Origin of the sequence: Haloarcula sp. Atlit-120R, from assembly GCF_003665885.1 — an archaeon.
Classification (GTDB): Archaea; Halobacteriota; Halobacteria; order Halobacteriales; family Haloarculaceae; genus Haloarcula; species Haloarcula taiwanensis.
Map to the genome: position 1 here is coordinate 15,648 of NZ_QPLN01000003.1, position 24,811 is coordinate 40,458.

The 24,811-nt window shown below is 56.3% G+C and carries 26 protein-coding genes and 4 pseudogenes; 13 read left to right on the forward strand and 17 right to left on the reverse strand.

Features of this window, described 5'->3' with window-relative positions; all coding sequences use genetic code 11:
- Positions 1–33: 33 nt before the first annotated feature.
- Positions 34–252 (reverse strand): HalOD1 output domain-containing protein, encoded by a 219-nt coding sequence (locus DVK01_RS11940; protein WP_233562771.1) that lies wholly within the window; start codon positions 250–252, stop codon positions 34–36.
- A gap of 226 nt (positions 253–478) precedes the next feature.
- Positions 479–1,285, reverse strand: coding sequence for a TrmB family transcriptional regulator (locus DVK01_RS11945; protein WP_121536885.1), 807 nt, complete (start codon positions 1,283–1,285; stop codon positions 479–481).
- A 291-nt stretch (positions 1,286–1,576) separates the two neighbouring features.
- Here DVK01_RS11945 and DVK01_RS11950 point away from each other — a divergent pair, with 291 nt between their 5' ends.
- Complete coding sequence (locus DVK01_RS11950) at positions 1,577–2,407, forward strand: TrmB family transcriptional regulator (RefSeq protein ID WP_199722335.1); 831 nt, start codon at positions 1,577–1,579, stop codon at positions 2,405–2,407.
- Between the two features lie 64 nt (positions 2,408–2,471).
- Positions 2,472–4,112, forward strand: a pseudogene (locus DVK01_RS11955) (transposase).
- Positions 4,113–4,266: 154 nt separating this feature from the next.
- Here the strand turns inward: DVK01_RS11955 and DVK01_RS21840 are convergent.
- A complete protein-coding gene (locus DVK01_RS21840) occupies positions 4,267–4,440 on the reverse strand; it encodes a hypothetical protein (RefSeq protein WP_157829448.1) in 174 nt (57 codons plus the stop codon).
- A gap of 48 nt (positions 4,441–4,488) precedes the next feature.
- Here DVK01_RS21840 and DVK01_RS11960 point away from each other — a divergent pair, with 48 nt between their 5' ends.
- Positions 4,489–4,749, forward strand: coding sequence for a hypothetical protein (locus tag DVK01_RS11960; protein ID WP_101351620.1), 261 nt, complete (start codon positions 4,489–4,491; stop codon positions 4,747–4,749).
- Between the two features lie 733 nt (positions 4,750–5,482).
- Here the strand turns inward: DVK01_RS11960 and DVK01_RS11965 are convergent.
- The 4 genes from DVK01_RS11965 to DVK01_RS11980 form a co-directional block, all read right to left on the reverse strand.
- Positions 5,483–5,944 (reverse strand): DUF3592 domain-containing protein, encoded by a 462-nt coding sequence (locus DVK01_RS11965; protein ID WP_101351621.1) that lies wholly within the window; start codon positions 5,942–5,944, stop codon positions 5,483–5,485.
- 329 nt (positions 5,945–6,273) lie between these two features.
- On the reverse strand, positions 6,274–6,654 hold the full coding sequence (locus DVK01_RS11970) for a hypothetical protein (RefSeq protein WP_101351622.1): 381 nt from the start codon (positions 6,652–6,654) through the stop codon (positions 6,274–6,276).
- Positions 6,655–6,914: 260 nt separating this feature from the next.
- Positions 6,915–7,403 carry a hypothetical protein gene (locus tag DVK01_RS11975; RefSeq protein WP_101351623.1) on the reverse strand — a complete coding sequence of 163 codons (489 nt, stop codon included), beginning with the start codon at positions 7,401–7,403 and terminating at the stop codon, positions 6,915–6,917.
- A gap of 818 nt (positions 7,404–8,221) precedes the next feature.
- The gene (locus DVK01_RS11980; RefSeq protein ID WP_121536889.1) at positions 8,222–9,031 is read right to left on the reverse strand and encodes a DUF6498-containing protein; all 810 of its coding nucleotides are present in this window, start codon (positions 9,029–9,031) and stop codon (positions 8,222–8,224) included.
- A gap of 475 nt (positions 9,032–9,506) precedes the next feature.
- Between DVK01_RS11980 and DVK01_RS11985 the strand changes: the two genes are divergently transcribed.
- The gene (locus tag DVK01_RS11985) at positions 9,507–9,803 is read left to right on the forward strand and encodes a hypothetical protein (RefSeq protein ID WP_101351625.1); all 297 of its coding nucleotides are present in this window, start codon (positions 9,507–9,509) and stop codon (positions 9,801–9,803) included.
- A gap of 805 nt (positions 9,804–10,608) precedes the next feature.
- On the opposite strand, the gene DVK01_RS11995 is transcribed toward DVK01_RS11985, so the two are convergent.
- Positions 10,609–11,592 carry a DUF3592 domain-containing protein gene (locus tag DVK01_RS11995; RefSeq protein WP_101351627.1) on the reverse strand — a complete coding sequence of 328 codons (984 nt, stop codon included), beginning with the start codon at positions 11,590–11,592 and terminating at the stop codon, positions 10,609–10,611.
- A gap of 243 nt (positions 11,593–11,835) precedes the next feature.
- On the opposite strand from DVK01_RS11995, the gene DVK01_RS12000 reads away from it, so the two are divergent.
- On the forward strand, positions 11,836–12,030 hold the full coding sequence (locus tag DVK01_RS12000) for a hypothetical protein (protein WP_232794580.1): 195 nt from the start codon (positions 11,836–11,838) through the stop codon (positions 12,028–12,030).
- 184 nt (positions 12,031–12,214) lie between these two features.
- Here DVK01_RS12000 and DVK01_RS21845 read toward each other — a convergent pair whose 3' ends face one another.
- The 5 genes from DVK01_RS21845 to DVK01_RS12020 form a co-directional block, all read right to left on the reverse strand.
- Positions 12,215–12,355, reverse strand: a complete 141-nt coding sequence (locus DVK01_RS21845) for a hypothetical protein (protein ID WP_158598765.1) — start codon at positions 12,353–12,355, stop codon at positions 12,215–12,217.
- A gap of 184 nt (positions 12,356–12,539) precedes the next feature.
- Positions 12,540–13,682 carry a hypothetical protein gene (locus DVK01_RS12005; protein ID WP_121536895.1) on the reverse strand — a complete coding sequence of 381 codons (1,143 nt, stop codon included), beginning with the start codon at positions 13,680–13,682 and terminating at the stop codon, positions 12,540–12,542.
- Positions 13,683–13,735: 53 nt separating this feature from the next.
- The gene (locus tag DVK01_RS12010) at positions 13,736–14,224 is read right to left on the reverse strand and encodes a hypothetical protein (protein WP_121536897.1); all 489 of its coding nucleotides are present in this window, start codon (positions 14,222–14,224) and stop codon (positions 13,736–13,738) included.
- A 60-nt stretch (positions 14,225–14,284) separates the two neighbouring features.
- Entirely contained in the window at positions 14,285–15,661 is a 1,377-nt protein-coding gene (locus DVK01_RS12015) for a hypothetical protein (protein WP_121536899.1), read from the reverse strand.
- 52 nt (positions 15,662–15,713) lie between these two features.
- A complete protein-coding gene (locus DVK01_RS12020) occupies positions 15,714–16,187 on the reverse strand; it encodes a hypothetical protein (RefSeq protein ID WP_233562772.1) in 474 nt (157 codons plus the stop codon).
- Between the two features lie 120 nt (positions 16,188–16,307).
- Between DVK01_RS12020 and DVK01_RS12025 the strand changes: the two genes are divergently transcribed.
- The 3 genes from DVK01_RS12025 to DVK01_RS12035 all read left to right on the forward strand — a co-directional run bounded on the left by DVK01_RS12025 (position 16,308) and on the right by DVK01_RS12035 (position 18,563).
- Positions 16,308–16,988: an IS6 family transposase gene (locus tag DVK01_RS12025; RefSeq protein WP_121536901.1), complete on the forward strand. Its 681-nt coding sequence runs from the start codon at positions 16,308–16,310 to the stop codon at positions 16,986–16,988.
- 191 nt (positions 16,989–17,179) lie between these two features.
- Entirely contained in the window at positions 17,180–17,872 is a 693-nt protein-coding gene (locus DVK01_RS12030; RefSeq protein ID WP_101351632.1) for a hypothetical protein, read from the forward strand.
- A gap of 382 nt (positions 17,873–18,254) precedes the next feature.
- Positions 18,255–18,563, forward strand: coding sequence for a hypothetical protein (locus DVK01_RS12035; protein ID WP_147435167.1), 309 nt, complete (start codon positions 18,255–18,257; stop codon positions 18,561–18,563).
- Positions 18,564–18,731: 168 nt separating this feature from the next.
- Here DVK01_RS12035 and DVK01_RS12045 read toward each other — a convergent pair whose 3' ends face one another.
- Positions 18,732–20,366, reverse strand: coding sequence for a hypothetical protein (locus tag DVK01_RS12045; RefSeq protein WP_233562773.1), 1,635 nt, complete (start codon positions 20,364–20,366; stop codon positions 18,732–18,734).
- A 63-nt stretch (positions 20,367–20,429) separates the two neighbouring features.
- On the opposite strand from DVK01_RS12045, the pseudogene DVK01_RS12050 reads away from it, so the two are divergent.
- The 3 pseudogenes from DVK01_RS12050 to DVK01_RS12065 all read left to right on the forward strand — a co-directional run bounded on the left by DVK01_RS12050 (position 20,430) and on the right by DVK01_RS12065 (position 21,903).
- Positions 20,430–20,880: pseudogene (locus tag DVK01_RS12050) on the forward strand (radical SAM domain-containing protein).
- A gap of 545 nt (positions 20,881–21,425) precedes the next feature.
- Positions 21,426–21,655 (forward strand): annotated as a pseudogene (locus DVK01_RS12060) (hypothetical protein); the annotation flags it as partial.
- A pseudogene (locus DVK01_RS12065) lies at positions 21,652–21,903 on the forward strand (hypothetical protein). The pseudogenes DVK01_RS12060 and DVK01_RS12065, both read left to right, overlap by 4 nt.
- Before the next feature lie 136 nt (positions 21,904–22,039).
- Here DVK01_RS12065 and DVK01_RS12070 read toward each other — a convergent pair.
- Both DVK01_RS12070 and DVK01_RS12075 read right to left on the reverse strand, forming a co-directional pair.
- Complete coding sequence (locus tag DVK01_RS12070; protein ID WP_121536903.1) at positions 22,040–22,441, reverse strand: PIN domain-containing protein; 402 nt, start codon at positions 22,439–22,441, stop codon at positions 22,040–22,042.
- A gap of 3 nt (positions 22,442–22,444) precedes the next feature.
- Positions 22,445–22,711 carry an AbrB/MazE/SpoVT family DNA-binding domain-containing protein gene (locus DVK01_RS12075; protein WP_121536905.1) on the reverse strand — a complete coding sequence of 89 codons (267 nt, stop codon included), beginning with the start codon at positions 22,709–22,711 and terminating at the stop codon, positions 22,445–22,447.
- A gap of 1,093 nt (positions 22,712–23,804) precedes the next feature.
- Here DVK01_RS12075 and DVK01_RS12080 point away from each other — a divergent pair.
- On the forward strand, positions 23,805–24,218 hold the full coding sequence (locus DVK01_RS12080) for a TRAM domain-containing protein (RefSeq protein ID WP_101351924.1): 414 nt from the start codon (positions 23,805–23,807) through the stop codon (positions 24,216–24,218).
- Between the two features lie 12 nt (positions 24,219–24,230).
- Here DVK01_RS12080 and DVK01_RS21850 read toward each other — a convergent pair whose 3' ends face one another.
- The gene (locus tag DVK01_RS21850; RefSeq protein ID WP_157829449.1) at positions 24,231–24,371 is read right to left on the reverse strand and encodes a hypothetical protein; all 141 of its coding nucleotides are present in this window, start codon (positions 24,369–24,371) and stop codon (positions 24,231–24,233) included.
- Between the two features lie 198 nt (positions 24,372–24,569).
- Between DVK01_RS21850 and DVK01_RS12085 the strand changes: the two genes are divergently transcribed.
- The gene (locus DVK01_RS12085; RefSeq protein ID WP_121536907.1) at positions 24,570–24,770 is read left to right on the forward strand and encodes a hypothetical protein; all 201 of its coding nucleotides are present in this window, start codon (positions 24,570–24,572) and stop codon (positions 24,768–24,770) included.
- Positions 24,771–24,811: the final 41 nt, after the last annotated feature.

Sequence of the window (24,811 nt, forward strand, 5' to 3'; positions counted from 1 at the left end):
CCACACCAATCGATCACTCGGTAGTTGTGGGTATCACTCCGATTCCCGAGGGAGTCCATCAACTCGGACTTCGATGCCGCCGTCCTCGGCCACTGAGATGTCAGTACCGGCGTACTGAAATGAGACTGCGACCGACGACGACTGGCGATCAAGCAGCGTATTGAGTGCACTGGCTTCGATCGTCTCGTGTAACGGTGGGAGGTCAGTCATTTCCTCGTTGGTGGCCGCCGCAACTGCTTCGACAATCGCCACACTAGGGCGGCCCGATTTCCTCCAGTTATGACGAACCGTAGTGGGGCTTGTATCTGTGCTTTCGGGTTGGCCGGTCGGATCCGAGCCACCTCCCTCGTCTGTATCGTCGTGCATTTTCCGTCACTAATTGCCGTAGGGCGAACCACAAGCGGGGGAAACCGCTATGGCTTCGTGTACCATCCCTACTATCTGGGCCCGTATAAAATTGGTATGAGAATCTGAGTGACTATTTATTGGCCGCCTCGCGGTCGTCGTCGAGCTGCCAGGTAAACAGCGCTTTCAGCACGACGACAAGGCTGTTCGTCTGACCTGCGCCCCAGATAGCAGTTTCGTCACGCGGTTCGGGTGGGTGTTCACCGTTACCGCCGACGAGCACACTTACGAGCGTCTTTTCCTGGTCCACCATGAGGAGGCGACCAGCAGGCGTATCCGACCATTCCCACACCGATTCGAACAGCTGCGCGTCAGGTACGTTCCCTTCGAGTCGGGATTCGACGGATTCTGACATCTCTGCGAGCCGGATCGAGACCCCACGGTCACTGACGGTCGAGAGGCACTCAGTGATTTCGTCGGTCAGTAGCTCCTCGGCAGTCATATACACGACCTCATCATCAGCGGACGAGATGAAATCCACTACGCGTTCGGTCACCGTGTCCCGGCCGGTTACCGTCCAGACACCCTGCTGTTCAGTACTGCGATTCGCTGATGCAAGCTGGTCGAGCGCGTCTGTCAGGACCATCACTCGATGGTCGTACTCCTGTTCGAAGTGACGGCCGGCCGTCTCCGTCGAAATGGCCCAATATCGCTTGGGACTCGACTGTTTCACGTCGACGAGACCGCGGTCATGAAGCTCGTCGGCTGCGTCGTAGACACGTGTTCGGGGGACATCAGCGACGTCGCTCACGTCCTGTGCAGTCCCTTCGCCCAGACTGACCAGGGCGACGAATGTCCGGGCGGCGTAGGTACTGAGGCCAAGCGCTTTGAGCTGCTTGACGGCCGTGGATCGTGCGAGGTCGGATGGGTCGCCGGACATTAGCTCGTCACCAATCACGTGAAAACCACCGGGTATGGTGGTTTCTGACGTGTAGCGACAGAGAGGTTGGGACCAAATCTGTGCCTACACGCCACTCTACCCCTCGTGCTACCCGCACAAAGAAGTACTGTGATTAACTGAGTGAATGTCCGAATGGTACCGGTTCTGAGACGCCCAAAACATTCAAAGACGAGGGTACTCTGTGAGGATTTGAGTGACATCGGTATCTCTCGTGCGACGTACTAAACACCCAGGGCACGAACCAGAAGGTAGCAATCGAGGTTGGGACCAATGGACGATGTTTCAAACCAAGACCAAGCGATCGAATTGCTCCAGCAACTCGGGCTCAAAGAGTACGAGGCCAAGTCGTTCGTGGCGCTCGCACGTCGCCAGCGTGGGACGGCCAAGGACATCAGCGAGACCTCCGAGGTGCCCCGGACCCGCGTCTACGACGCGATTCGCGTCCTGGAATCGAAGGGACTAGTCGAGACCCAGCACTCGAACCCGCAGGTGTTTCGAGCGGTCTCCATCGACGAGGCTGTCAACACTCTCCAGTCGAAGTACGCCGAGCGGACCGAGTCACTCCGGAGCGCCCTGAGCGGACTCGACCCAGCTGACGAGGGAGACTCGACAGAGGCTACCCACGAGGTGTGGTCTATCTCAGGGAATCGGGGCATTACGAGCCGGACACGGCAGTTGGTCGAGGGAGCGACAGAGGAGTTGCTCCTCGTGGTCGGCCACAAGAGTATTTTCACCGACCAGCTGGCCGAACAACTACAGTCGGCTCAGGAACGAGGTGTGAACGTCATCATCGGGACGGTCGATGAAGAGCTCCAGGCCACGGTTCAAGATGCCCTCTCTAGTGTCAAAGTGTTCGTCTCGGAATTGGATTGGTTGAGCCGATCACCGCTTCCAGGCGACGATACCGAAATCAGTCGCCTGTTACTGGCCGACCGCGAGGCGATTCTGGTGAGTTCGTTCACCGAAACGGGGGCAGACGGCCGTGAGCACGAACAAGGCGTCTTCGGCCGCGGATTCGACAACGGGCTGGTCGCAATCACGCGACGGCTGATGGCGACGGGATTGCTGTCTGTGAACGATCCCGAAGCTGAGGAGACCTGAGTCCCGCTCGTGAGCGTCGGAGAGAACCTCAGATAATAAGCCCAGACCGGCAGACATGTCCCGGATGGCACCGATTGCCGTCTCTCGGCGGGAGATCTTCGGTTCCATAGCGACAACACAGTATCTCGACTGGCCGGCCTACGACTCGACACCACTGTACGACCAGCGTTCACTGACGGCGCTCATGAGGATTTCCGGACCGCTCTGGGATCTGGTTCGAGCAAAACGCCCACGACTCGGTCAAGGCGTTCGTCTGTCAGTATCCACTTTCCTACGTGGATTTCAATCCCCACAACCAGTACTCCGGTCCGACCCGATATGAGATGCCACAGCTCTTCAGAGCGTTCCTGCTGAAAGAGGTGTACGGCTGGGACCACGAAACAGCGCTCGTCGAGTGTCTTCGGCAGCACTCAGGTACCCGTCGCTCGCTCGAGTTCGACTCCGTTCCCGATCAGTCGACACTCTGGCGCAGCTGGAACAAGCGCTTCAGTGCCGACCTCCGTGAGACAGTTGAGAGAACGGCTCGGACGCTCCTCATCAACGCACAGAATGCCGTATTGCGGCTCCTCGTGACCCGGAACGGAACCTCCAGTATCATAACGACGAGTCTGGGGCGACCGATCCAGACGACCAGACTGTTTTAGAAGAAGCAGCGAAGATCAGCGGTCACATCAGCCGCGTCGTCTTCCCAGCATTCTCGCTGGACCGTGGCGAGGGTGTGAGATCCACGAGAACGCCTACTGGGGCCTGCAGACATGTCTCGGACTTCGCGAACGGCTGGCTGCGAACGAGGGAGCTCGCAGTTTCGTCTACGAGTCGACTCGGGATCGGACGCCGCTGGGCCACACCCATCGGGAGCAGATTCGGGACCGCTCGATTGACCAAGTGCGAGAGATGTACCGACAGGCCATCACTCGGCTCCTGAACGAAGTTGCCGAGACAGAGCAGTTCTTTCGAGCAGGGATCGTCGCACTCGACATTACCGAAGCTGACCCATTCACGGGCGATAGAACGGGCTACGAAGACGAGATCATCGGGACGAAGGAGAAGACCGACGAATCGCTTACCAGCGGGCGACGGTGCAGTTGGTCGGCAATGCCGTCCCGATTGTGCTGGACGCGCGGCCGGTGCAAAAGGGGGAGACACGACTGGAGATCGTCGATGACTTGCTCGATTCGGCTGAGGGTCTCGTTCACGTCGATAACGTGCTGACGGACCGGGAGTTCGATAGCCAGCACGTCTTAGAGATGATCGGCCAGCGCGGCCTTTCCTACGTCGTTCCCAAGCGAATGCAGACCAGCGAGAAGGCTCAGGCGAAGCGATTGCTCCAGCGTGACCAGGACCGGTACGAGACTGACCGCAAACTCCATCTCGAGAAGAGTGAGTGGCACAAGACGACACTGATCTATCGTCGAAAAGAAGACTTCGAACACGACGATCACCGGCAGTACTCGGTGTTCATGACGAATTGCGGGAGTGGTCACCTCACGGAGTACGGCTATCGCTGGGAGATCAAGAGTGGGTACAGGTCGATCAAACGGTTCATGGCTGCCACCACCTCAGATGATTTCGGGCTACGGTTCTTCGACTTCGCGTTCGCGTGCCTCCTGTACTCGATTTGGCGAGCGGTCGATTTGCTCTCTATGTCGAGTTGACGGGTGACAATACGCTCACGCTGCTGAAGAAGGAGACCGGAATCGGATAGAGAGATACTCTGTCCGGGGCAATACGGATTCCTGAGTGGCAACGCTGCCGGGGATCTTAGAAATTCACCGGTCTGGTTAGTAGTACGACATAAAAAGACTATCGAGAGTAGATCCGAAGCAGCTTCGCCTCGAAAATTCGCCCGAAACCACCCATCACAGACCCGCTAAACCCACTGTAGCCTCAGGAGTAAGACGGCGCAGATACCGAAGCAGCGCCGATTGTTGGTTGGTCTTGAGCTCACTGAACTCTTCGGGCCGGACATCGAGACGTGAGTCGACGTCGGCGGCCTCGAGGATCGGGACCGGGCCGTCGTCGACGTCGTCCATCGACGAGGGTCCGAGGTCTGTCGACGATCTCGTCCGGGCGGTGGAAGCATGAGTTCGGTCCGCTGTACGGTCGAGAACCGGAAGCGTATCCAGCGTGCTGCCCGGGCGCTGCGGGAGACCGTGCCGACCGTGCTGGTCGAGACGACGCCGCCGGTGCGTTCGGAACACAACGCCTGGACGCTCGATGCCGTGCTTCCCGAGACTGAGGGTGTCCCGCCCGAGGTGCTTCGGGAGCTGGCGCTGGCTGGGCTGACGCTCCAACCGACACCCGCCCAGAACGAGCATCAACACGTCGTGGCGACGGCCTGAGCGCGACAGCGATACCTCTGTCTTTTTGACGACTTGCGTAGCTATTTGGCATGGGTTGCGATGGCTTCCGAGACGACTCCTGACAGCTCGCGACCCCGCGCCGGGGCCTGGTGAGGCAGGCCCCACAACGGCGCGAGTACGTATCTGTGGCTGACGGGCGAGTTGTATGTAAAGCCCCCTTGTACTTCCGGGAGGGGACGAGTAGTGCGAGAATATGCGTGTTTGAGTGGGCTTGCTCTGGAGGATCGAGATGGGTGTGATTTGCAGTTCGGGCACTTGAGTGGCTGTGGAGGCGATACTCTGGCGGCCTGTGATAGGGTGTAATAAAGATAGCTTGTACTTCCGGGGTGGTGGTCTGCTAACCAACACTTGGTGGCAGAAGTGGTCCAGTGTTGGTTAGTCGAAAGGGGGCGTAGGACCGCTCAACAGGGTGCTGATTGCAGAACTATTGATCGTGGATTGGCTGGTCAGTAGGCCTGCGAATGACAGCTGACATTTCTGACAGATTGCATTGATGTTCATCATAACTTGCTGGATACAGAGCGCGCATCAGCCATCGCAAGGTGTGGGAGTCAGTGCCGCTCAAATGGGTCGATACGTGCCACTCATATGTGAGCCCGACCTCAAGATGTGATAACCTCGTTCCGAATGGCATTTGAGACGTAGAGCAGAGCACAGAGCATAGATTCAGTATCCGAGTGGATGGGTGTCGCCTCGACAGAGCAGTTCGCAATTAAGAAGCCGCGGATTTGTAGACTGGTAATCCGACAAAGGCCAAGCCTAAAACGCCGATTATAGCGGGCAGAGGGTTAGTCATAAGTGGAAGCGGGTTACTCTTCTTTTTGAGATACGATTTCGAGGGCGAGCCTCGCACAACATAGGCCGTGGTTGTCTCCCCGACATTATACTGGTCGATTCTGTTTTCGGCGGCAGTCCTTGTGTTGGACGTTTTTGTTCCTATCCCCGGTCTGATGTTCTCAGAAGTGTACTGGGTTCCGTTGTACGTGTAGCTGTACGTAACGTGGGGTGTGTACCTACCTCCATTGTCTGAGGAATAGGTGATATCTTTGCTCTCTACGGTGGCTTCAATCTGTACTCCGGATGAGAGGCTTTGCTGTTGGGAGTATGCGATATATCCAGCAGCTCCGAGCAGCATAACCCCCAGTGTTATACTTATCAGAGACAGCTTTGACACATCTGTAATTATTTAGGAATACTAAATACCGATTTCGGTGTGTTCTCACTGCGCAATGCACTAATCCACGGGGAGGTTGGGCCACCCGCGACAGCGGCGGGAAGTCGTCTGTCTCCTTCACCCGCTCCCGGGCTGGTTCAATATCCAGATCGTCATACAGCTTCACAGAGTGACATATACAACCTCTGTACTGACCAGATTACCACAAACAACCGCCTCAATGCCCGCAGTTTCTCGATGCTGTGCAAATATAGAGAGTGCTCAGAACTCTCGCTCGGGTGGATGCGATGTATATAGGCCGACAGCAACAAGTGAGCCCTTACTGTGAGCTATGCCAGTTTGTAATAGACTGAAGTTCCGCTTTCCGTCTCCATTTGTTTGGTCGTCACGATTCCTTCTTCAACAAGTTCGGTGAGTGCTTCGTCAATATCATTGACGACGATTGTCGTGGCGGCAACATCACCGGCGAAGTCGATCAGACCGTCAGCGAACGCCCCAAGTGGATTCTGCGTCCGATCCATAAATACAGGGCTAAAATCAACGCCGAGAGCAATTTCCCGTTCAGTGAATGCTTTGTCCGGGCGCTCGCTTAAGAACGATGTTATGAGGTCTTTTTCAGTTTCGATTGGTCCCTCTTCGTCGTTGGCAATCGGTTCGTCACCACTCACTTCTACTGTTCCCGACTCGAATTCTTCCTTGGAGATTGGCATTCTGTCTCGACATATAGGGCGAGAGGGCTAATTAATTGTTGTATGTGCTGAGAAGTGCCCTGTCTTCGCAGCCATCCAAGTGTTTTTCTCAGCCACATCCAATCGGACTCATTCTTATCGACCTACGCCTTCCAGTTTACACGACGTTCAGAAGATCTGATAAAACCAGAAAGACTGCCACAGTCGCGACGTGGACGTGACTGTTGATGATCAACACGCGTTCATTTGCACCCAGCACAAGGGGCCGAGGATACCACAACTCAAACACTACCGATAACCTGCAATATCTCAATTAGACTGCCGACATTGGTCATGAAAGCGACTAAGCCGAAACCACTGAGTAAGATGCCGAGAACTAGCAGAAAGAGTCCTCGAGCACCCGTTCTCAACGCGGCACTTTGTGGCTCATCGTTTGCTACTATCAGGTGTCCCTCCTTCGGTGTCATGACTGCATCTGCACCTGCGGCCCTTTGTTCCGGCGCTGTGCGTGCTTTCCCGACGATGTGTACTTTCTCGCCGACACCGAGTGTTCCCTCCACTAACTCGACTGGATTATTGAACAAGCCGGAGTCCGTGTGCGCCGACGGGTCCAGATCGAGTCTTGCTTCATCTACTCGTTCCAGCAGTTCAGAACCTGTGACCGTGTTTATCTCGTGGTTCAGTGAGAGACTCTCATCGGTGGGATTGACATATATCTCGGCCGTCCCGTCAGAAACGATGAACGGACTGTATTCCATACCAGCGTCCATAGAAGGGTCTCCAGTCCCCTGCACTTGACGGGTAATGTTATACTCGTATGCTACGCACTCTTCTCCCCGAATCGGTGATACGAGGGTGTCGCCTGATCGAGGCGGGCGAACGGTCCCGTGGACTCGAACTAACCCGTCAGTCGTGATAGATTCACGAAGTGGCACCGACTCAGTGGTGAATAATCTCCACCAATCGCTCACGTTTTCGACTCCGCGGATCGTCGCGGCCACCCCTATTGCGGTCGCGATGGCCCCACCGGCTACTCCGGGCAGAGATCCGTAAACACTCAGTGTGAGAGCTCCGAACAGGACTGTACCCACAAGAGTTCTGTCCAGGGACACATTTCGCACCTCTGTACTCGCAGTATTAAGCGACGTTGCTTGTCGAGCCGGAAGTTTTCGACATGAACCATCGTCGGTTTCGGGCTTTCTACACTTGTCTGAAAGTCGTTTTATAATACTGTTTTCAACGCTTTTTTCAGGACATAAATAATGAGATTTACAACCACCACGAGAGCAACAGTCAGGACTATTCCAATGGGGTCGCTTGCCCCTATTTTAAGAGGCGAAATAGGCACATAACTAGCCAAAGTGAGCCCCAACATCAATAACAACATACAAGATATAAATGAAAAATTCGTTGATTTCAGGACTCAGTATTGGCCTTGGCCGACCGATCAACTCGGAGTCTACTGAGCAGTCTATTCATCTCATCAACAGAGAAGATAACTCTGAGAGTTGAATAACGACTTGCCCTACAAGTTGTGGTTCGGCCAATACAGGGAGAAACAAACCAGTTAGGGCAGTACAGGGCGAGCTCAATCAGGAAACAGCAGCTCCTGAAATGACTGCTCAAGCCCGTTGACATAGTATGCGACAAGATCGATCAGGAACTTGGAGGCGAGAACAGTGAACAATAGTGGGACACTGGCCGCACGCTCAAGACTGACTGGCGTACCCTCTATAGATTCACGGACAGTCAGCAACACGAGTAATCCAACACCAACGATCACGAGTCCTCTGTAAAACACCCCCTTGACTGCTGTCCAGACTGATTTTTCACGGTAGCCGTCGCGGTAAAAATAGTCTGAAACTGTTTGCCACCCTTCACTCAGAAAGACGACACCGGCACCAGTAAGTGGCCATGCCGGAGTTTCGGTCATGTTCGCCGCGGCAACAACTGGCCCAGCGACTATCCCACCGAATCCAGCCCACACTACGCTGAGTAAGAAAATAACGATAATGAGCCCAGGAATGGTCCCGAGATAGATACCAACCTCGGTTCTTGGGATTGGAATCTGGCGCGCTCGCCAACTGGAGCCGGTAGATGTTGAGTCTGCATCACTATCGTCAAAGAACCTGCTTGATAAGATAACTCGTAACGTCGCCCACTGAGACCCGCTGAACGGCTCGCGGTCAGTCTCCTCGCTGGGAAGCTTCCCAGCAAACATGGCTCGTACAATGGCCCAGACCATAGTCACGCCGAGTTCGAGCCAATAGAACACTAACAGTGCTGCCGCTGATGTCTCGAACAGAAGTAACCCGGCTACAGGCACGGCGTTAGCCACGAATACCGAGAATAACTTTGCATCAGGTAGCGATGTGCGTGGAGGGAACAACTGTTGCATTATCTTGCGATGATGTGTTTGATGTGTCTCTCACTTAGCACACTTGCTCGACGGCGTTTTCGGTAGTGCCGTTGTAAAGAAGGGTGATATCAGCAACCAGAGGTAAATTCAGCACAGTATATATTGAATTATTGGAACTGGTGACCGCTCATTGTAGCGTTCTCCTCCCTGACTGCTTATTTCTGAAATCGACGATATGGATGCTTTGGTTCATCCATATATAACGTATTGACGAATCATTCAAGCGGGAGAAGATTTCGTAGAGCCCTGGCTGGTTGTTAGCCGTTCAGGATGCTGTGTGCTTCCGACTGAGCGTAGTCGTGTTCTTCCTGACTCAAGGAAAGATTGAGTAGCCGTGAGAGATACCGACGTGAACCAGCACCCTATCAGCAGGTCACGCTAAATCCAGACTCAGCCTAGTGGCGGGTACGCGAATCCCCGCAACATTTGACCGTCGCGGGAGATGACACGCTCGATGCCCTCCATTATCGATGAAACCGTGTTCGGCGAACCCTCCAGAGGGCTTGCAGTGGTGTACCTCTGTGGCGCACTTTTGCTGGCCGGGCAGCAAGGGTACTACGTCATCGTCGAAGGGGCGGCACCGTTCTATGCTGGACTGTGTCTGAGCGCTGGGATGGCCCTCTCCGGCATTGCCGAGTCCCTGCCGAAACCTCGACGACGGGCAGCTGGCATCTTGCGGGTCACAGCACTCGTCGTGCTGGTGAGCATGCTCGTAATTTTGTTTGTCACACCCAACCTCCTTATCAACTAAGAGCGGTGATAGATTCGAACTCACTGCTGCTGGCCAAGTGTGTTCTTGAGGCATCAGCATGGAATGAAACAACAACTCAGTAAGATCGGAAAGCCTGTATTCAAATTCCGTATCGTACTTGTTTCTGGTAGCTGTAATTTCGTCTATGCGCCCTTTCCTCCGATACACCATCTCAGTAGGCGTTGGACTCGCAGTGACGGCTCTTGCAGTACAGTTCGCCACAGCGGACCACCTGATCATGCTCTCGCTCCTCCCACTCTATGGGGCGGTAACGTCAATGATTTTGGCACATAAGCAGCAGTGGGTGTCTCTTTCTCGTCGGAACCCCACTCGGTCAACAAGGAAACTGGGGGCCATTATTGGTGGCCTTGGAGCATTCACTGGGTCACTACTTCTCCAAACATCAGTCCCGGCGGGGCTTGCTGGGTACGGGCTCATGCTTCTCGGCATGGCAGGAGCTATTGCCGACTTGGACCAAGCCAACCGTACTGACCAGACTACCACGAGCGATTGAGTCAGTGCCCGCTGTTTCTCACGCCAAACTATGAGATACCGACGGCGTCCCACCCGGAGTGCTCCGGGAGTTCGGACTGGTTGGACTGACGTTGCAGCCGACGCCCACCCAGAACGGCTATCAACTCGTCGTGGCGACAGCCAGAGTGTGACAGCGATACCTCTATCTTTTTTACGACTTGCAGGGCTGTTCGGCATGGGTTGCGGTTGCTCCTGACTTGATCCGCTGACGGACCGCGACCCCGTGCTAGGACCTGCTATCGGCAGGTCCCACGACGGCTCCAGATAGGCCTCAGACAGCTCTATAGAGGAGCCGTACGATTATGGCTATCATCCCTGCAGCGATTACAAACGCCCAGCCGGTTATGCGGACGCGCTGGCCGTACTCGGATAACTCGTTTCTGTCGGTCCCGAGTATCGTGACGAGCCGACTCGGGTGCTTGAACGGACTCGGCGGCCTCGGCTCGGAGAGCCGCCGCCGGAGCCGTCGGTACCGACTGAACGACTGGAGACCGTACAGACACAGCGAGAGGATCATGCCGACCCAGAAGCCGGCCGCCGCGAGCAGCGGGATACCGACCGGTCCGAGCAGGTCGGCCTCGACCGTCTGTGCCGACCCCTCGCTCAGGCTCAGGATGCCGAACGCCAACCCGACCATCGAGAGCCAGAACGCCACGAAGCAGACGAGGAGTGTCCATTTCGACAGCCGACGGAGCCTCTCGTCGTTGCGTTCGACCCACGTTCGGGACGGCGGCGACCGCACCTCGCGCTCCGGGCGGGGCTCGTGTCGCCCCGGACGTTTCTCCCCCAGTCCGGCGAGCACGACGAGGCCGAGCAGGACGCTCCCGACGGCGAGCGCTCGCGTCGGCCACGGGGTCCGCTCCCTGATCAGGAACGCGTTGCTCGGAGCCGATGGCCGGACGTACGCTTGGACTGTCGTCCCCGGCTCGTACGACCGAACGACGGACTGCGCTTTCGACCGATCCGAGTAGGTTCGAATGGTCGGCCCCGGGAACACCTGCTCGCTCGTGTACGTCTCGCCCTGATATTCGTACGTGTACTTGACCTCCGGTTCGTAATCGATGCTTCGCCGACTATCTATCCGCTCCACTTGTGCGCTGTCGACCGTTGCTTGGACCGTGACTGCGCCGCTAACCGCCTGTCCCTGCTGGACGTAGCTGTACCCACCGCCCCCAGTGAGGGCGACCGCCAAGACCAGCAGGTACACGCTCTTTCGTGAGAGGTGGAGGGTCGTGATTCCCACGGGGAGTTTCATTTCGGTCAGGAGTATGGCAATCCAACAGTATGAGAGTGATGTCTATCGCACGTATACCCGATCCTCAATTTAACAGTTGTCCCGGGATTCGGGGTAATTTGTTGCACGGCAAGAGCATGTCACAGAATCATTCGCAGTTGCTCAGTAGACGGTTATGCTTCCTGTATCGGGCTCGGTCAGCGGTAGTTGCTGGCTCTGAAATTGTAGAAAGAGTATATGTGCGATGCAGCTGAACGATTGAACGTGTCAGAACAGCCCTCCACAAAGTCGAATAACTTGGTCAGCACAGAAACCAAGATTACAGCAGTCTTCGTCATACTCGGCCTCGTATCGGTGTACGGCACAACAGCTGTAACTGATAAGCAATGGGTTCACTTCGCCGTGCTCATCGGCGTTGGCGTCATCGCCCCAACATTCATCAACGAATGGCGTGACTAATCGGATTATGAATCCGTCACACACTATTCATCAGAAGATGGCGTGTCCGGAGCGACCCGCAGTCGTTTTTGCCTGTTGAGACGACACAAATTAACGATGCTAATCGTGTCTACCACACCGACAGCCCCACCGGTCGAACAACTGGAAACACCCGTGACGGCATTCCAGTCCAACAGTGACACAGCTATGTGGCGTCCCCAGTCCACCCGTGGTCGATGACGATAGCGCCGTCGCCAAACCCGCCTCGCTCCTGACGAAGACACAGCGGTCCCGGATTTGCATGGCGTTTGCCGAGCAGGACGAACACCAGCGTCGACGAGACCAACAGCAGATCCGCGAACGAATTCGGGCCGGTATGACAGATTTTGACCTCCTCGCTGACTACCCCGACCGGCAGTTCGACCTCGCTTTCGATGATCTTGACGACGAGGAGATGATAGCCACGCTTGCAGACGTTTGGCTCGTTACTGAGCGGCTACGAGCACTCCGCGGTATCGAACGCAAAGCAGTCATCGAGTGTGTGAGCGAGCGTGCGAGCGCGTTGTCGTCAGAGATAGAGGGAGAGAGTATCGACAATGTAGAGCTCGTCCCGGTGGCGACATACCGTCAGCAGGGTCGTGCGGCCGCCGAAGCTGAACAGAGGAATCGCCGCCAACGAGCGCGTCTGGAAGCCCGCCAACGGCGCCGCCAACGACTGTGCCGACTGTCTTTGCCGCACCAGATTTGAGCACTTCAGCCGCCAGACTCTGGCCCACAGAGCCGTCCTCGTGTTTGCCCTTGAGTTCCCAGAGGTCGTCGACTTGCTCGTCCGACCAGTCGTCGGAGACTGCGGCCTCAAACTCCTCGCGGTCGTCGAGTTCACTGAGCGAGGGCTCCGTTGGCTCTTGGTACCTGTCGCTGTCTGAAGTCGGATTTGCCGGTGCATCTGGCGTCGTTCCGTCTTCGTATTGCTCCAGAGAGGCTTGTCCTGATTCCGCCACCGACGTGGCTGAGAGGTCCTGAGCCGTGTTGTCGGTCACGGATGACCCTGACTGGGAGTCGGTAGCACCGCCCTCCATCGGGACAGTCGATGCGACAACGCCCGTTTGAGACGGTGGCGTCGGGCCTGAACCGCCGGTGCCGCCGGTGCCGCCGGTGCCGCCGATGCCGACTGCACCGGTAACTTTGTTTTTGCCTGCGGACAGGCCTTTTGACACTTTACCGGCAGCGGCCCCTGCAGCACCGCCAAGGGAGCCGGCAAACATCATGAAGAGCTGCACGTTGCTTAGCAGGCACATCGCAGCGATTGCCATGGCCGGCATTGCCATCTGAATCAGTGGGTTCGGCCCGCTGGCGAAGACAGCCGTCGTCGTTCCGCCCGTGCCACCGCCACTGAACGTCGAGAGCGTTCTGGTGGTGAACTTCGTTCCGACGGCGAAGATCCCGGCAACGAGTATCCCGCCCGGAATCAACATTCCCGTGGCCTTGAACAGTTGCTCAGCGAGTTCTTTGGCGTACTTGAGCGGCCCGACGTCAGCCACCCAGAAGATGATCAACAGCGGAAAGAGGCCGTAGGTGAGATACACCAGGACCTGCCGGGCGACCAGAACGACGAACAGCACAATCTGAGAGAGCACCACGACGAGCAAAATCCCGATTCCGTACAGCAACATCACGAACGACCCTACGGAGGTCTGTGCGACGGGATTGCTCGGCAAGCTAGCGTTCAGATTGACGCCTTTGAGGAACAGATCGATGCTCGCGTTGGATATCGAGAACGCCCACGCGAAGGCCCGCGACTGAACAGTGTGCCAGTTCCAGGCGGATTGACGATGAACAGCGAGAGCGTCGCTGCCAGCGCGCGTGACATGAACCGGTGCGGGTCCATCTTCTCGTTGTCCGGGAACAACTGGAACAGTCCCAGATAGGACAGGCCGAAAATAGTCAACAACGAGAAGTAGATCACCATCGAGAGGTCCCACATACTCTGGAACTGATCAAGCATCGACGGCTCTAGCTTCAGCATCTCGGAGAGAACGCTTGAAAACAGGATCTCGATGAGTTCGAACACTGCGTTGAACAGTTGCTCATTAATCCACTGGATGAGGCTCTCAAGCCCGACGTCAACGACCAGCAGCGGAGCTACGAATGGTACAGCCAGCACCTGGCCGTACGTTGACTCCACCTCCAGACGCTCGGGCCCCGACTCCGCCATCTAATTCACCTTTTCTATTTCCCATATTAATATTTCCTATCTAGATGTGAAATAATACAGTCAATCGGACGGCCCTCGCTGTGGTCGTGAGCCCGTTTCACTATCTGCCTCGGAATCATCCGGTTCAGCCTGTTGCGTGGATTGTGCTGTCGAGACATCCGTCAGCGATTGTGCGTTAGGCGACATCGTACTGGAAGACCGACCCGTGCCTGACTTTCCAGCTTTTCCACCCGGCTTGAAGCCGTTTTTTGCACGCTTTTTGACGCCCTTTTTGGCCTGTTTCATGCTCTTCTTTGCAGTCGCTTTGACGCCCTTCTTGACACCTTTCTTTGCCACCATTTTCCCGCCCTGTCCAGCGACTGATGCGGCAGCACTTGCACCACTTGTTGCAACCGCGGCACCAGCCTGTGCAATGCCTGTAACAGCAGTTCCGACGGCGCCCAACATCTGTGTCAGCATCAGGGTCGGGAGGACGAGAATCCCGATGATGATGACGGCCTTAATGAGGAAATTCAGCAGTACATCACCACCACCTGAGCTAGCGAACACACCGCCCTGGACTGGTGGCCCCTGCGCTGTTGGTTGGGTCGCTGGCGTCCCACCGGCGAATATCTGACTACTGCCACCGATGAGACCGAGTCCGACGGTAAATACGGCCGCTATGAGGACACCACCAGCCAACAGCATTACTGCAGTCTTGAACATCTTCGACGCGAGGTTATTCCCGTATTTCAGTGGCCCGTGGTCGACAACCCAGAGGAGGATGAGGACCGGATACAACCCATATGTGACTAGAACTAACACCTGCCGTGCCACGAGCAGGACCAGCAAAATGATCTCAGCGAGAAGTATGACCTTGCCGATGAGGATGCCTACTGCAAGCAACATAAATGGCCCGCTCAGCGCACCAGCGATTGTGCCACTCTGGAAGGAAATAGACGTACCAGCTTGACTGAGATACCATGTGGAGAGATTATTCGTGACCACGAAGGCCCACGCAAATGCACCCTTCCCAAAGAGATTCGCGCCCCCGCCCGGTGGATTTACAATCCAGATGGATGTCGTTGCGGCGAGAGCGCGAACACCGAACCGATAGGGATCTGTCTTCTCTGTGCTGGGGAACAGCTGGAACGACCCAAAGACGGATACTGCATACACTAAAAGCAGTGCGAAATGTATAGTAACGCTGATCTGATATATGGATTCCAACTGCTGGAGGTGCGCAGGACTGATGCGGAGGAACTCATCTATGATATCTGCAAATAACTTCACGATGAGGTCGAATACGGCAGCGAATACGCTATTGGCGAAGTCTCGAAAGGGATCCCTGAGACCGACGAGAGCGAGTGGGACCGACCGTCCGGTAGCGTCGGAGCCGACAGTGAGAGGCAATTGCGTGTGTTCTCGCACAGACTGGATCCGAAACGCGAGACTCATTGGTTCCCTCCGTTGCAGAATTGTCGATACGGGTCGGCTGGACAGGGGCCCGTCATAACAGATCCATGATTAGTTTGATCCCAACGAAGTCGATCATCAGCAAGGGTGTGATGAGCAAAAAGAAGTCCGGAATATACTGTGCAAGTTGTCCGTGCGTCGAAAACCTACCATCAGGCAGAGAGTCATCAACCGTGGCCCCGCCGGCAAACGTTCCGCTGGAGGCACTATCGTACGTGCTGAAATCAGTCAGCAGTGTACTTGACCAGATTAACGCTGTTACCAATACTCCAAACAGCATTAACTTCGCGCTCACTTTGATGAATTTCTCACCCATAACATTGACACGCTTCCATGGCCCGACGTTCACGACCTTGAATGCGAGTAAAAGCGGGAGCAACGCGTATGTTACGTAGATTATTAGCATACGTAGGACAAGTATCAGTATCAGGCCGAGCCCGGCGATGAGCATAAGACCCACAGCAAGTACTCCCCAGTTGTAGCCGACGTACAGGCCGACATCATCCATTACAGCCCGGGTAATTGTTACGCCAATACTGAGATCATACGATGTTTGATAATACAGCCCAGTGGGCACTGTCTAGTTGAGCGAGTTTGAGAAGCGAGGAGGTCGTAGCGAGAAGTGCCTATGCAACTCGCAGACCTCCTCAGAGAAACGTTAGATGAGGACAGCCAAGACATTTGGGAGAATGAGCGCACCCCGACATCCGTCCGGCAAGTTGGGGTGCGTCTCCATACTGCGGGGCTGTCAATCAGGGAGACGGTTGCGATCTTAGACTTGCTGGGTGTCGATCGCTCTCACGGTGCTGTCTGGAATTGGGTTCATACACTGTCTGAAGCACAGGGCGACCCGCCGACGGCGCAGCCGTTGCGGGTCGCAGTCGATGAGAAACAAATCGAGATTGACGGCGAAAAGAAGTGGTTGTACGCCGCTGTCGATACCGAATCAAAGCTGCTTCTCGAAGTTGACGTGTTCAGCCGCCGCGGGACTGACCCCGCGTCGGCGTTCCTGCATCGCCTCACTCAGAAACACGATGTTGCCGATACAGTGTTTCTCGTCGATGCTGGCGGCTATCTGACTGCCCTCTCACGCCACGATTTGAGCGGTCGGCTCGACTATCGACTCCGGAACCACACCGAAAAATGGTTCCAAACTGTGACCATGCGAATCGACCGCTTCCACACGTTTTGGAGGGGCAGTCAATCCAGCGCGAAACAGTGGCTCAGACGGTTCAGACACCACTACAACCACGAACGACCGATCCAAGCTCTTGACGGAAAAACGCCAGCTGAGGAGATCCAGAACTAGACAGTGCCGTGGTGGCAAATATATATACTAATTGGTAGCAACGAGTCTGAGAGGTACACGTACCCTAGAGTCCGGACTGTCCGAAGCAAACATATATTTATTCGATACAGGATCGGTAATTCGTGGCTTTGGACGCACCCGCCCGTAGAGGATTGATCTTTTTGCTCATCGGTTCCGTTCTCCTGTTAAATGTGGGTCACTTCCACATTATCTCACCCGGCGGCGAGCGCTACGAGTACCAGCGCGTATCCGTGACCGCCACCGACGACAGTATGCGCTTTTCTGTCGACGGCGAGTGGGCAAATCGACCGGAAAGCATCGCTGGCATCGGATGTGATGGCTGGACCGACACCAGCAGCGCACAACTCTGTGTGCTGGAGACGTGGCTGGCAAATGAGAGTGGCCAACCGCGGACGGTGACCATCGACCGAACGGACAAGTACTGGACCGCAGGCCAGCCATACGCCGTCCACGGTGGGCAGTTCTACGAACGGACCCAGACGACGCATCGTGCCTCGGAGACGGTGCCAGAAGGGCAGGTCAGAGTTACGCTGACCCCTCATTCAGCCATGCAGACGCTCGACGCTATCGCCGTTCCCATTGAGAGAGCACCACCGGAACTGGCCCGCGTGATTCAGCGGGACTCGTTTACGACTGACCACTATGTCCACGGTGCAGAGATAGACACCGATCTACCGTCTGTCTCCGCAGACGAGTACGACGACGGTGGGATGATCGTCGAGACCGATGACGGCTTCGCCGTCGTAACCACCAGTTACTCCCCAGGCAAGCCAGTGATACAGTTCGTCGCCAGCGTACTCCAGTGGCTCCTTGGACTCGGGCTAGTAGCCGCCGGTGGCCACCGCTATTTGACTCATCTGTAATCTATTCGCGCCGTCGCCGTCAACGCTGAAAAAAGCGGTCGGTCTGAGTAAGTAATTCGCGTGCGGGACGGTCAGTACAGATACGCAAGCCACTAAAAACTCAGTCCACCAGCAGTAGTTCAACAGGGTCGTTTCACGACTGCTGAGGGAACTATCCGCTCAGCGGGTGTGCGTATTAATAGTCAGGTTTTTACCAGTTCTGAGAGGTGTTCTGATAGCCGTGCAAGATACAGAGCGCGAGTCTTGCACGACGGTGCAGTCTATTCGAAACCGAAAGCATCGGTCAGTTGTGAATACGACAGCTTTGATTATGCTACGTGACGAGTCACTGCGCAGCTTTATCATCGTCCTCCTCATAAGTCAGAGGTGAGGAGAGCTACAGATGTGCGGGGAGCAGGTCTCGCTCGACACCATTCTTGATGCTGTCTATGACCTCGGATATGACGCCATTGATCGGGCTGAAGGGTTTTCAGACGAAGCAAGCGGACAAGTCGCACTCCCTGAAAAACATCGCCGAGAACCCCCAGAAGGGCTGCGGCGTTTTCTCCCGCGTGTCTACTGTGACGCAGGCAATCCAGATCTCGTTCCTGATGACCTCCGCGCGGCTGTTGAAGAGTACGGCTGGACTGTCCAAGCAATGGGACGGGACGGCCAGACAGTGACGGTTGTCATCTCAAGGAATGGTGTGTAGTAGGTGAACGTCTCTGACCGATCGATCTACCGATATTGTCGTATCACCAACGGACGCCAATCGCTGCATTGATCCTCTATATCTTGCATGGCGTTTCCGATAGACTTCTGGGGAGTGTTCGCCGGGCGTGATAGGTGTGTGACCTGTACTGATCATACCGCACGCGAGCTACTCACCCAGAGCCGCCCGCTGTTTCTCGGCGTCGTCGTCGCCGGTTGCAGCAAGGACATCGTCGGCAGCGCCTTTGCCGCTCGGATCGAGGTTGTCGTAGTGCTTGACGGCCGTCGATAGTTCGTTTGTCGAAACGTCACCTTGCTTGTGGGTCTTCACAAACCGGCGCTGGGTAGCAGCGTCGTCCATCTGCAGGAGCGCGCCGGCGGCGTCGACCAGCCGTCTGAGCTTCGATGAACTACTCAGTTCCTTCTGGAGGACGCTCGACCCGCCAGAGGCAAACGCGGGCGCCACTGTCCCAGTCGAGTAGCCCAGCGACCAGCCGCCGCCAAACTCTTGGTAGTACTGCTCGCGGGAGTCGAAGGGATTGCGGGTCTCGTGTTGCTGGCGGAGCTGGCTCGCCATCATCTGGGGCAGTTTCGTGATTATCGCGGGGTTGTTGGCGATGGTCGTCGCCAGCTGGGCCATCTGGCTCGCGTAGCCGCCAGGGTCGGAGACCATTTGGGCGACGCCAGCGACGCTCTCGCCGACCACCGTCGACGCGCCCGAGGAGAGGCCCATCCAGGCGACGAAGCCGCCTTTGCCAAGACTGGCCGGGAAGCTGGCGTATTTGTCGGCCGCCTGTCCGAACGTGTCCGGCCCGCTGAGCTCCGTGCGTTTGCGGTTGTCGTGGATATCCGTGGCGCTGGCGTCGACGGTCACCGGCGTGAAGAAGCCGGTTGCGCCGGTGTATATGGCATCTAGCGCGTCACGCTCAACCTCGATGCTGGCGTCGAAGTTTCGGGCGGTCGCGCCATCGCCTAGGCCCGACCACTGCCTGCTTCCGGCCTTGTAGAACTCGATTCGGGAGATGCCGCTCTGGTCGGAGACGCTGACGCGAGCTGTGTAGCTGGTTCGGGCGGTGTTGTCGGCGCTGACCTCGAGTGGTTCGACCAGTGGCGCTTTGTGGTCGTGGATGGTCGGGTCGTAGTCGTTCGAAACCTCGTAGTAGTCGTCACTGCCGTCGTTGTCGGAGTCGGCGACAGTCGGGCTGGTCCCGAGGCGACGCTCCTCGTGGTCGTCCAGCAGGTCGCCGTCGGTGTCTGTCGACAGTGGGTCGGAGCTGACGTTTTGCTTCCAGAGCACGCCGAGGGCGTCCCCACCGTTCTGGCGGGCGCTGACGAACTGTTCAGCTGTTGAGGGCGAGCGCGCGAGGTAGGTGTTCCACCCGCGGTTTTCCTCGAGGTCGGTGAGTTCGTCCCCGTCGCTGTTGACCTCGGTCGGGTCGGAGTTGGCGACCGCGATGCTCGTCGTGAGCGTGCCGTTTTCAGCGGTAGTCCTGTAGATGACCTCCTCCCCGTCGGGGATGCCGTCTCCGTCAGTATCAGCGTCGTACGGGTCCGTCGAGAACGTGCTTGCGGCGGCGGTCGGCAGCGTCCAGTTCTGGTTCTCTACAGAGTCACGGATGCCATCGCCGTCGCTGTCGAAGGTCTTGCGCGAGACGACCTCCGCTCGCATGTTGACGCCGTCAGCTGAGAGGCTGATGTTCGCGGGGCCGTGAGCGAGCGTGGAGACGTTGACCGTCGTCTGAACGGTGCCGACGGTCCCGATAGCGAGGTCTTTCGAAACTGTGGTTCCGCTCGCACCGGTCACCTCGATGGTCGCTGGCAGGCGGTAGACGAGCTCCAGCAGGCCGGTGTGTCGGTGTTCGTCTCGATGTCACCTACATACCCGACGATGGGCGAAGACGACTTTCACGAACTACTCAGCTACTTCAGAGCACTCGGGGCAGGTCGTCGTCTTCCACGAACCAATCAACCTCCGTGGCGCGAATTTCCAGCAGTGTCTCACCGCCGCCGAGCAAGCCGGCTACGACGACGTGGTCGAGGAACTCCAGCAGATGCAGGACAGCCACCAGTACTGGGTCGAGTACGCCCTCAACCAACTGAACACGGTCCAGCAAGTTGCAACGCGCTTCGACAGGCTCGATGTCCATTCTTGGCCAGACGATGAGCTGGTGCGCTCGACGAGCGGCCAACTGCGGTCGAAGCTCACAGCAATACAACAGGCCGTCTCACCGGAGTCGTTCTCCGAGCGTGATACGCACGCCCCACCTGAGCAGTCCGAGTTAGCCCGGGGCGGCGAATCCATAGAGCATCTCATCTGACGTATCTATCAAGCACCGCGTCAGGGTCCGGCAGGTCGACGTTACGGCCGTCGCCGGCACACGCTGAGTATCAGTACGTGGCAGGACACGGTGTCGCGAAAAGTGCTAACCAACAAGACCCGGGCAGAACCCACAGCTGTTGGTTAGCTACCCCACTCGGATTTCTAACCGTCATTTGTTTCTCTCCTCGATCCCCTGGACGAACCGTTCAGGAAGTGTGCCTATCATCCGAACCGACGAGTAAGTTCGTAAGCGATGGTAACAGGGATCGTGATAGCGAGCACTACGAATATGATTTCATCGACAGTCGGGCCAGACTGAGTTAGTGAACTGTAGAACACGAGAGCACCAGTTGCAAGGACGCCGATGACAGTTGCGACGTATTCTGGATTTGTCCACTGGGGAGGAGGGCCATTGGTAGTCACGTACTGACATCGGACTGTGGCTGTTCTAACTTTTCTGGAGTCCTGTTGGCTTCCCACTTCCTATCGATAGATACGTAATTTGTACTGCCTATCACGTACACGAGCCACTCGCCCAAGGCCCCGCTCTTCCTTGGGGTCGACGGCGAGGGTGCGGCCCATTGGACAGCTACGAGTTCGCTGTGGCTGTTGTTTCGGTCGATGGTGAAGCAGAGAAGGTTGTGCTGGCAGAGACGCCATTCGAGACGCTCGGAGAGTGGTGTGAACACGCGCGTGGTGAGCGCGGCTGGGACGCTGGGCCGCACGTCGGTGGATCGCTTGTCGGCGATCTCGTGCGAGGTGTTGAGGCATGAGCTGCACCGTCGAGGAACGGCGGCGGGTGCGGCGTGCTGCACGGGCGATTCGTGAGGAGGTGGCTACTGAGTCCGTGGACATGCTTGCGCCGAGCGCGAGTTAGTATGGTGCATGGACGCTCGACGCCGTGCTTCGGGACGCGGAGGGTGTGCCGCCGGAAGTGCTTAGGGAGTTAGCGTTGGCTTGGTTGACGTTGCAGCCGACGCCGTCCCAGGCCGAGTATCAGCATGTGGCCGCGACAGTATAGTGAAGGTCGCTAACCAACAAAAAGGAGACCTCCCACGACTGTTGGTTAGCCAAGAACCGAGTGATTTCCGCCTGCCATTTGTTTCTCACAAACTCACCAGAAATACCCAGTCAGTAGATGTGCGTATCTACCATCTTCACTCAGAGGGCGCAGGTTCCAACGATGCGCGGTCGAGGCCGACAGTGTCGTAGTCCTGCTCGGTCGAAAGGACTCGCTCTTCGCCGGTTGTGACGAGTCCAGCGTGGAGTGCATCGAACGGGGAGAGATCATACTCGTCGAGGAACGCTGCGGCGGCCAGAACCGCGTCCTCGTGCTCTTCCGGCACGATTGGAACCAGTTCGAGCAGGTTGGTAATTGCCCGCGGCGCATCGATCTCGTACTCGGCCGCCTCACGGTCGTAGAACAGCACCAGAACCTCGGCGTACGCGAGTATCGAGGTATGTATGTCATCATGCTCTTCGAGGGCGCGGATTGCGGCGTCCTGAAGCCAATCGTCGTCCTTCAACAGTGCGGTGAGAAAGTCAGTGTCAACGTACACGACTTACGCCTCGCCATCTTGTGGCCGGTCTTTCGCTCCCTCTTGAATCTCTCGTGAGATCGCCTTCCGCGATTCAGTTTTCAGCTTGTCGGCCTCTGTCTCTGCAAAGGCATCGCCAACGGCCGCTCGGAGGCCCTCTAGCGGGTCCTCGTCAACTGGGAAGAGTGCAACGTGGCTCGGGAGTTCAACGATACGATACTGGTCACCGAACCGGTCGCGGACATCCTTCGGGAGGTAGATCCGTCCTCGTTCGTCTGTCGTCTTCGACATGACGTATTCAGCCTTAGTGTGGGAAAGAATAAAAAATATTCCCGTAAATACAGTAGATTTCCCACCCATATTGAGTCGTCCAGTCCGACCAATTTTCAAGCTCATTTACTGCTTGAGTTGTACTGACCAAATCGGAGATACGAAAAACTCGGTACGAAGACCGCTGCGTCGAATCCTCAACGCGGATAGCTGAAACACCATTATCGGCCACTTCTCCCGGAGAGTACGCAGACTGAACTTGTGATTACTCCGGCGCAACGACATCTTCACACGTCAGACACTCCGCCCAGATGTCCTCCGTACCATCGTCTCGCTCATATTCGACCAGAATCCACGGACTCGTGATACGCTCGTCACAGTTAGGGCAGCGGCCGAGACTTCGCGTGTCATCAGGCATGGAACGGGGAGGAAGAAGCGTGTGACAGTGTTCTTTCCGTGCAGAACTCGACCGGCGTCGAGGATAAGTGTTTGCCAGACTGCAGCATGAATGTATACTGGAACCGGACGTCTCACTGCATCTCTTGGGTGCTGGCGCTGCTGTCACAAGTGAGGAACAGTGCCCCTCAGGACTGGTCTCGTTAGTTGTCCAAACAATCAGCACACCGGCCAGCGCCCGGGAACGATGGGTCCCCACATTCTATGCACGCATCAACTGCGGCGTGGTTGTCTGCACCCGACTCAAGGTACTGTTTGACCGTTTCCCACACCCGCTGAATCATATCTAGAACACCGTTCTCAAGGCGTATAAACCCACTAATCGAGACATTAGTGTATAGCCCTATGGAATACTATGTACCACACCTGCCCCTATGAGCCCAGCTGCGGGACAGTCAGTTGCTGGTGAGTTTGTGTGTCGCTATTGTGGCTCTTGTAACCCCTCTCAGAGGCAGTGGGCCGTTCTGGGAGAGGCAGTTCGGTGACTGTAGCGCGACGACGACAGTCGCGAAAGCGCGAAGTGGAAGCAGGACTGATGGAACGGAGCAACCGATACGGAGACCATCGCCCGGAGGATCCAACGAAATCGCTGGACCAGCGTAGTCATAGACCATAGACTCAAATGCTGCTGAAGACGTACACTGCGTACGATATGACGATGGATATTCCGCCTCAACTACGCTGTTTGTTTGCTGGTACTGTCGAAGAACGCAACGACTCCTATGTGATTGAAGTGCCCAAACAGGAACTACAGACTGGGTCTCTGCAGGCCGGTGCAATGTACCGCGTTGCACTGCTTTCGCCTCCGACAGATAGTGAACCCACACAGAGTGAGACAGAGCTACAGAGAGACCGCAGGCCACAGACCCCGCCGGTCGTGGAAGGTGAACAACGCACCGTCGACATCGAAGATCTCGGCGACCAAGGCGACGGACTCGCGCGTGTTGAGCGAGGGTTCGTAGTGATTGTGCCCGACACCGAGATTGGGGAGCGTGTTACTGTAGAGATTACTGATGTTAGAGAAAACGTCGCCTTCGCTGAGATTGTTGCACGGGGTAGTTCCTACGAGTGAGCTGTCTCGGATCTATTCTTCGTTGGCGTAGACGAGCTGCAGGGCTTCACGGAGGTGATAGCGCACTTCGTCATCATCCGTCTGCTGGTGAGCGTGCCGAATGTGCTTTTCTACGGGGTTGTCGGTTTCAGTTTCGACGTTTTCTGAGGGCACATTCCTGTGTTTTATTGTAATCTCATATATTTGTTGGTTATTTGCTAGATGTATATTAAAAACATGTTATACGCTATTTTGCTATTTGAACGTAGCAGGTACTCTCTTCTCCACTGGTCCTACACATGTGATACAACCACTCATATTATGGCATAGATTTATGAAGATCTGGGTGACAGTTTCATGTGAATCAGTAGCATGGGAGGGGACGACCAGTATTCAGATGATGAAGAAGCCCGATCTGGATGGACTTCAGATGAACAAGAGATTGCCAAACTTGTTGAAGAGTTCATCTCCACAGACGAAATACCACCCGAAATCGCTGAGGAGGTTGAGAAACTACATGACTCGGGGCACCCTCACCAGGCACTCAAACTCCTCCTCCGATCACTAGACTGAGTGCGTCCCCCAACATGGGCCAGGCCGTGCTTGCTGCCGTC

Bases quoted from the DNA above. Each gene is read 5' to 3' on its own strand.
- DVK01_RS12015 (WP_121536899.1), bottom strand. From the start codon at position 15,661: ATGAGTCTCGCGTTTCGGATCCAGTCTGTGCGAGAACACACGCAATTG.
- DVK01_RS12020 (WP_233562772.1), bottom strand. From the start codon at position 16,187: ATGGATGATGTCGGCCTGTACGTCGGCTACAACTGGGGAGTACTTGCT.
- DVK01_RS12025 (WP_121536901.1), top strand. From the start codon at position 16,308: ATGCAACTCGCAGACCTCCTCAGAGAAACGTTAGATGAGGACAGCCAA.
- DVK01_RS11995 (WP_101351627.1), bottom strand. From the start codon at position 11,592: ATGAAACTCCCCGTGGGAATCACGACCCTCCACCTCTCACGAAAGAGC.
- DVK01_RS12075 (WP_121536905.1), bottom strand. From the start codon at position 22,711: ATGTCGAAGACGACAGACGAACGAGGACGGATCTACCTCCCGAAGGAT.
- DVK01_RS11945 (WP_121536885.1), bottom strand. From the start codon at position 1,285: ATGTCCGGCGACCCATCCGACCTCGCACGATCCACGGCCGTCAAGCAG.
- DVK01_RS12010 (WP_121536897.1), bottom strand. From the start codon at position 14,224: ATGGCGGAGTCGGGGCCCGAGCGTCTGGAGGTGGAGTCAACGTACGGC.
- DVK01_RS11980 (WP_121536889.1), bottom strand. From the start codon at position 9,031: ATGCAACAGTTGTTCCCTCCACGCACATCGCTACCTGATGCAAAGTTA.
- DVK01_RS11975 (WP_101351623.1), bottom strand. From the start codon at position 7,403: ATGGACGCTGGTATGGAATACAGTCCGTTCATCGTTTCTGACGGGACG.
- DVK01_RS12005 (WP_121536895.1), bottom strand. From the start codon at position 13,682: ATGTTGCTGTACGGAATCGGGATTTTGCTCGTCGTGGTGCTCTCTCAG.
- DVK01_RS21840 (WP_157829448.1), bottom strand. From the start codon at position 4,440: ATGGACGACGTCGACGACGGCCCGGTCCCGATCCTCGAGGCCGCCGAC.
- DVK01_RS12080 (WP_101351924.1), top strand. From the start codon at position 23,805: ATGGATATTCCGCCTCAACTACGCTGTTTGTTTGCTGGTACTGTCGAA.
- DVK01_RS11950 (WP_199722335.1), top strand. From the start codon at position 1,577: ATGGACGATGTTTCAAACCAAGACCAAGCGATCGAATTGCTCCAGCAA.
- DVK01_RS12035 (WP_147435167.1), top strand. From the start codon at position 18,255: ATGTGCGGGGAGCAGGTCTCGCTCGACACCATTCTTGATGCTGTCTAT.
- DVK01_RS12085 (WP_121536907.1), top strand. From the start codon at position 24,570: ATGGGAGGGGACGACCAGTATTCAGATGATGAAGAAGCCCGATCTGGA.
- DVK01_RS11970 (WP_101351622.1), bottom strand. From the start codon at position 6,654: ATGCCAATCTCCAAGGAAGAATTCGAGTCGGGAACAGTAGAAGTGAGT.
- DVK01_RS11985 (WP_101351625.1), top strand. From the start codon at position 9,507: ATGCCCTCCATTATCGATGAAACCGTGTTCGGCGAACCCTCCAGAGGG.
- DVK01_RS11960 (WP_101351620.1), top strand. From the start codon at position 4,489: ATGAGTTCGGTCCGCTGTACGGTCGAGAACCGGAAGCGTATCCAGCGT.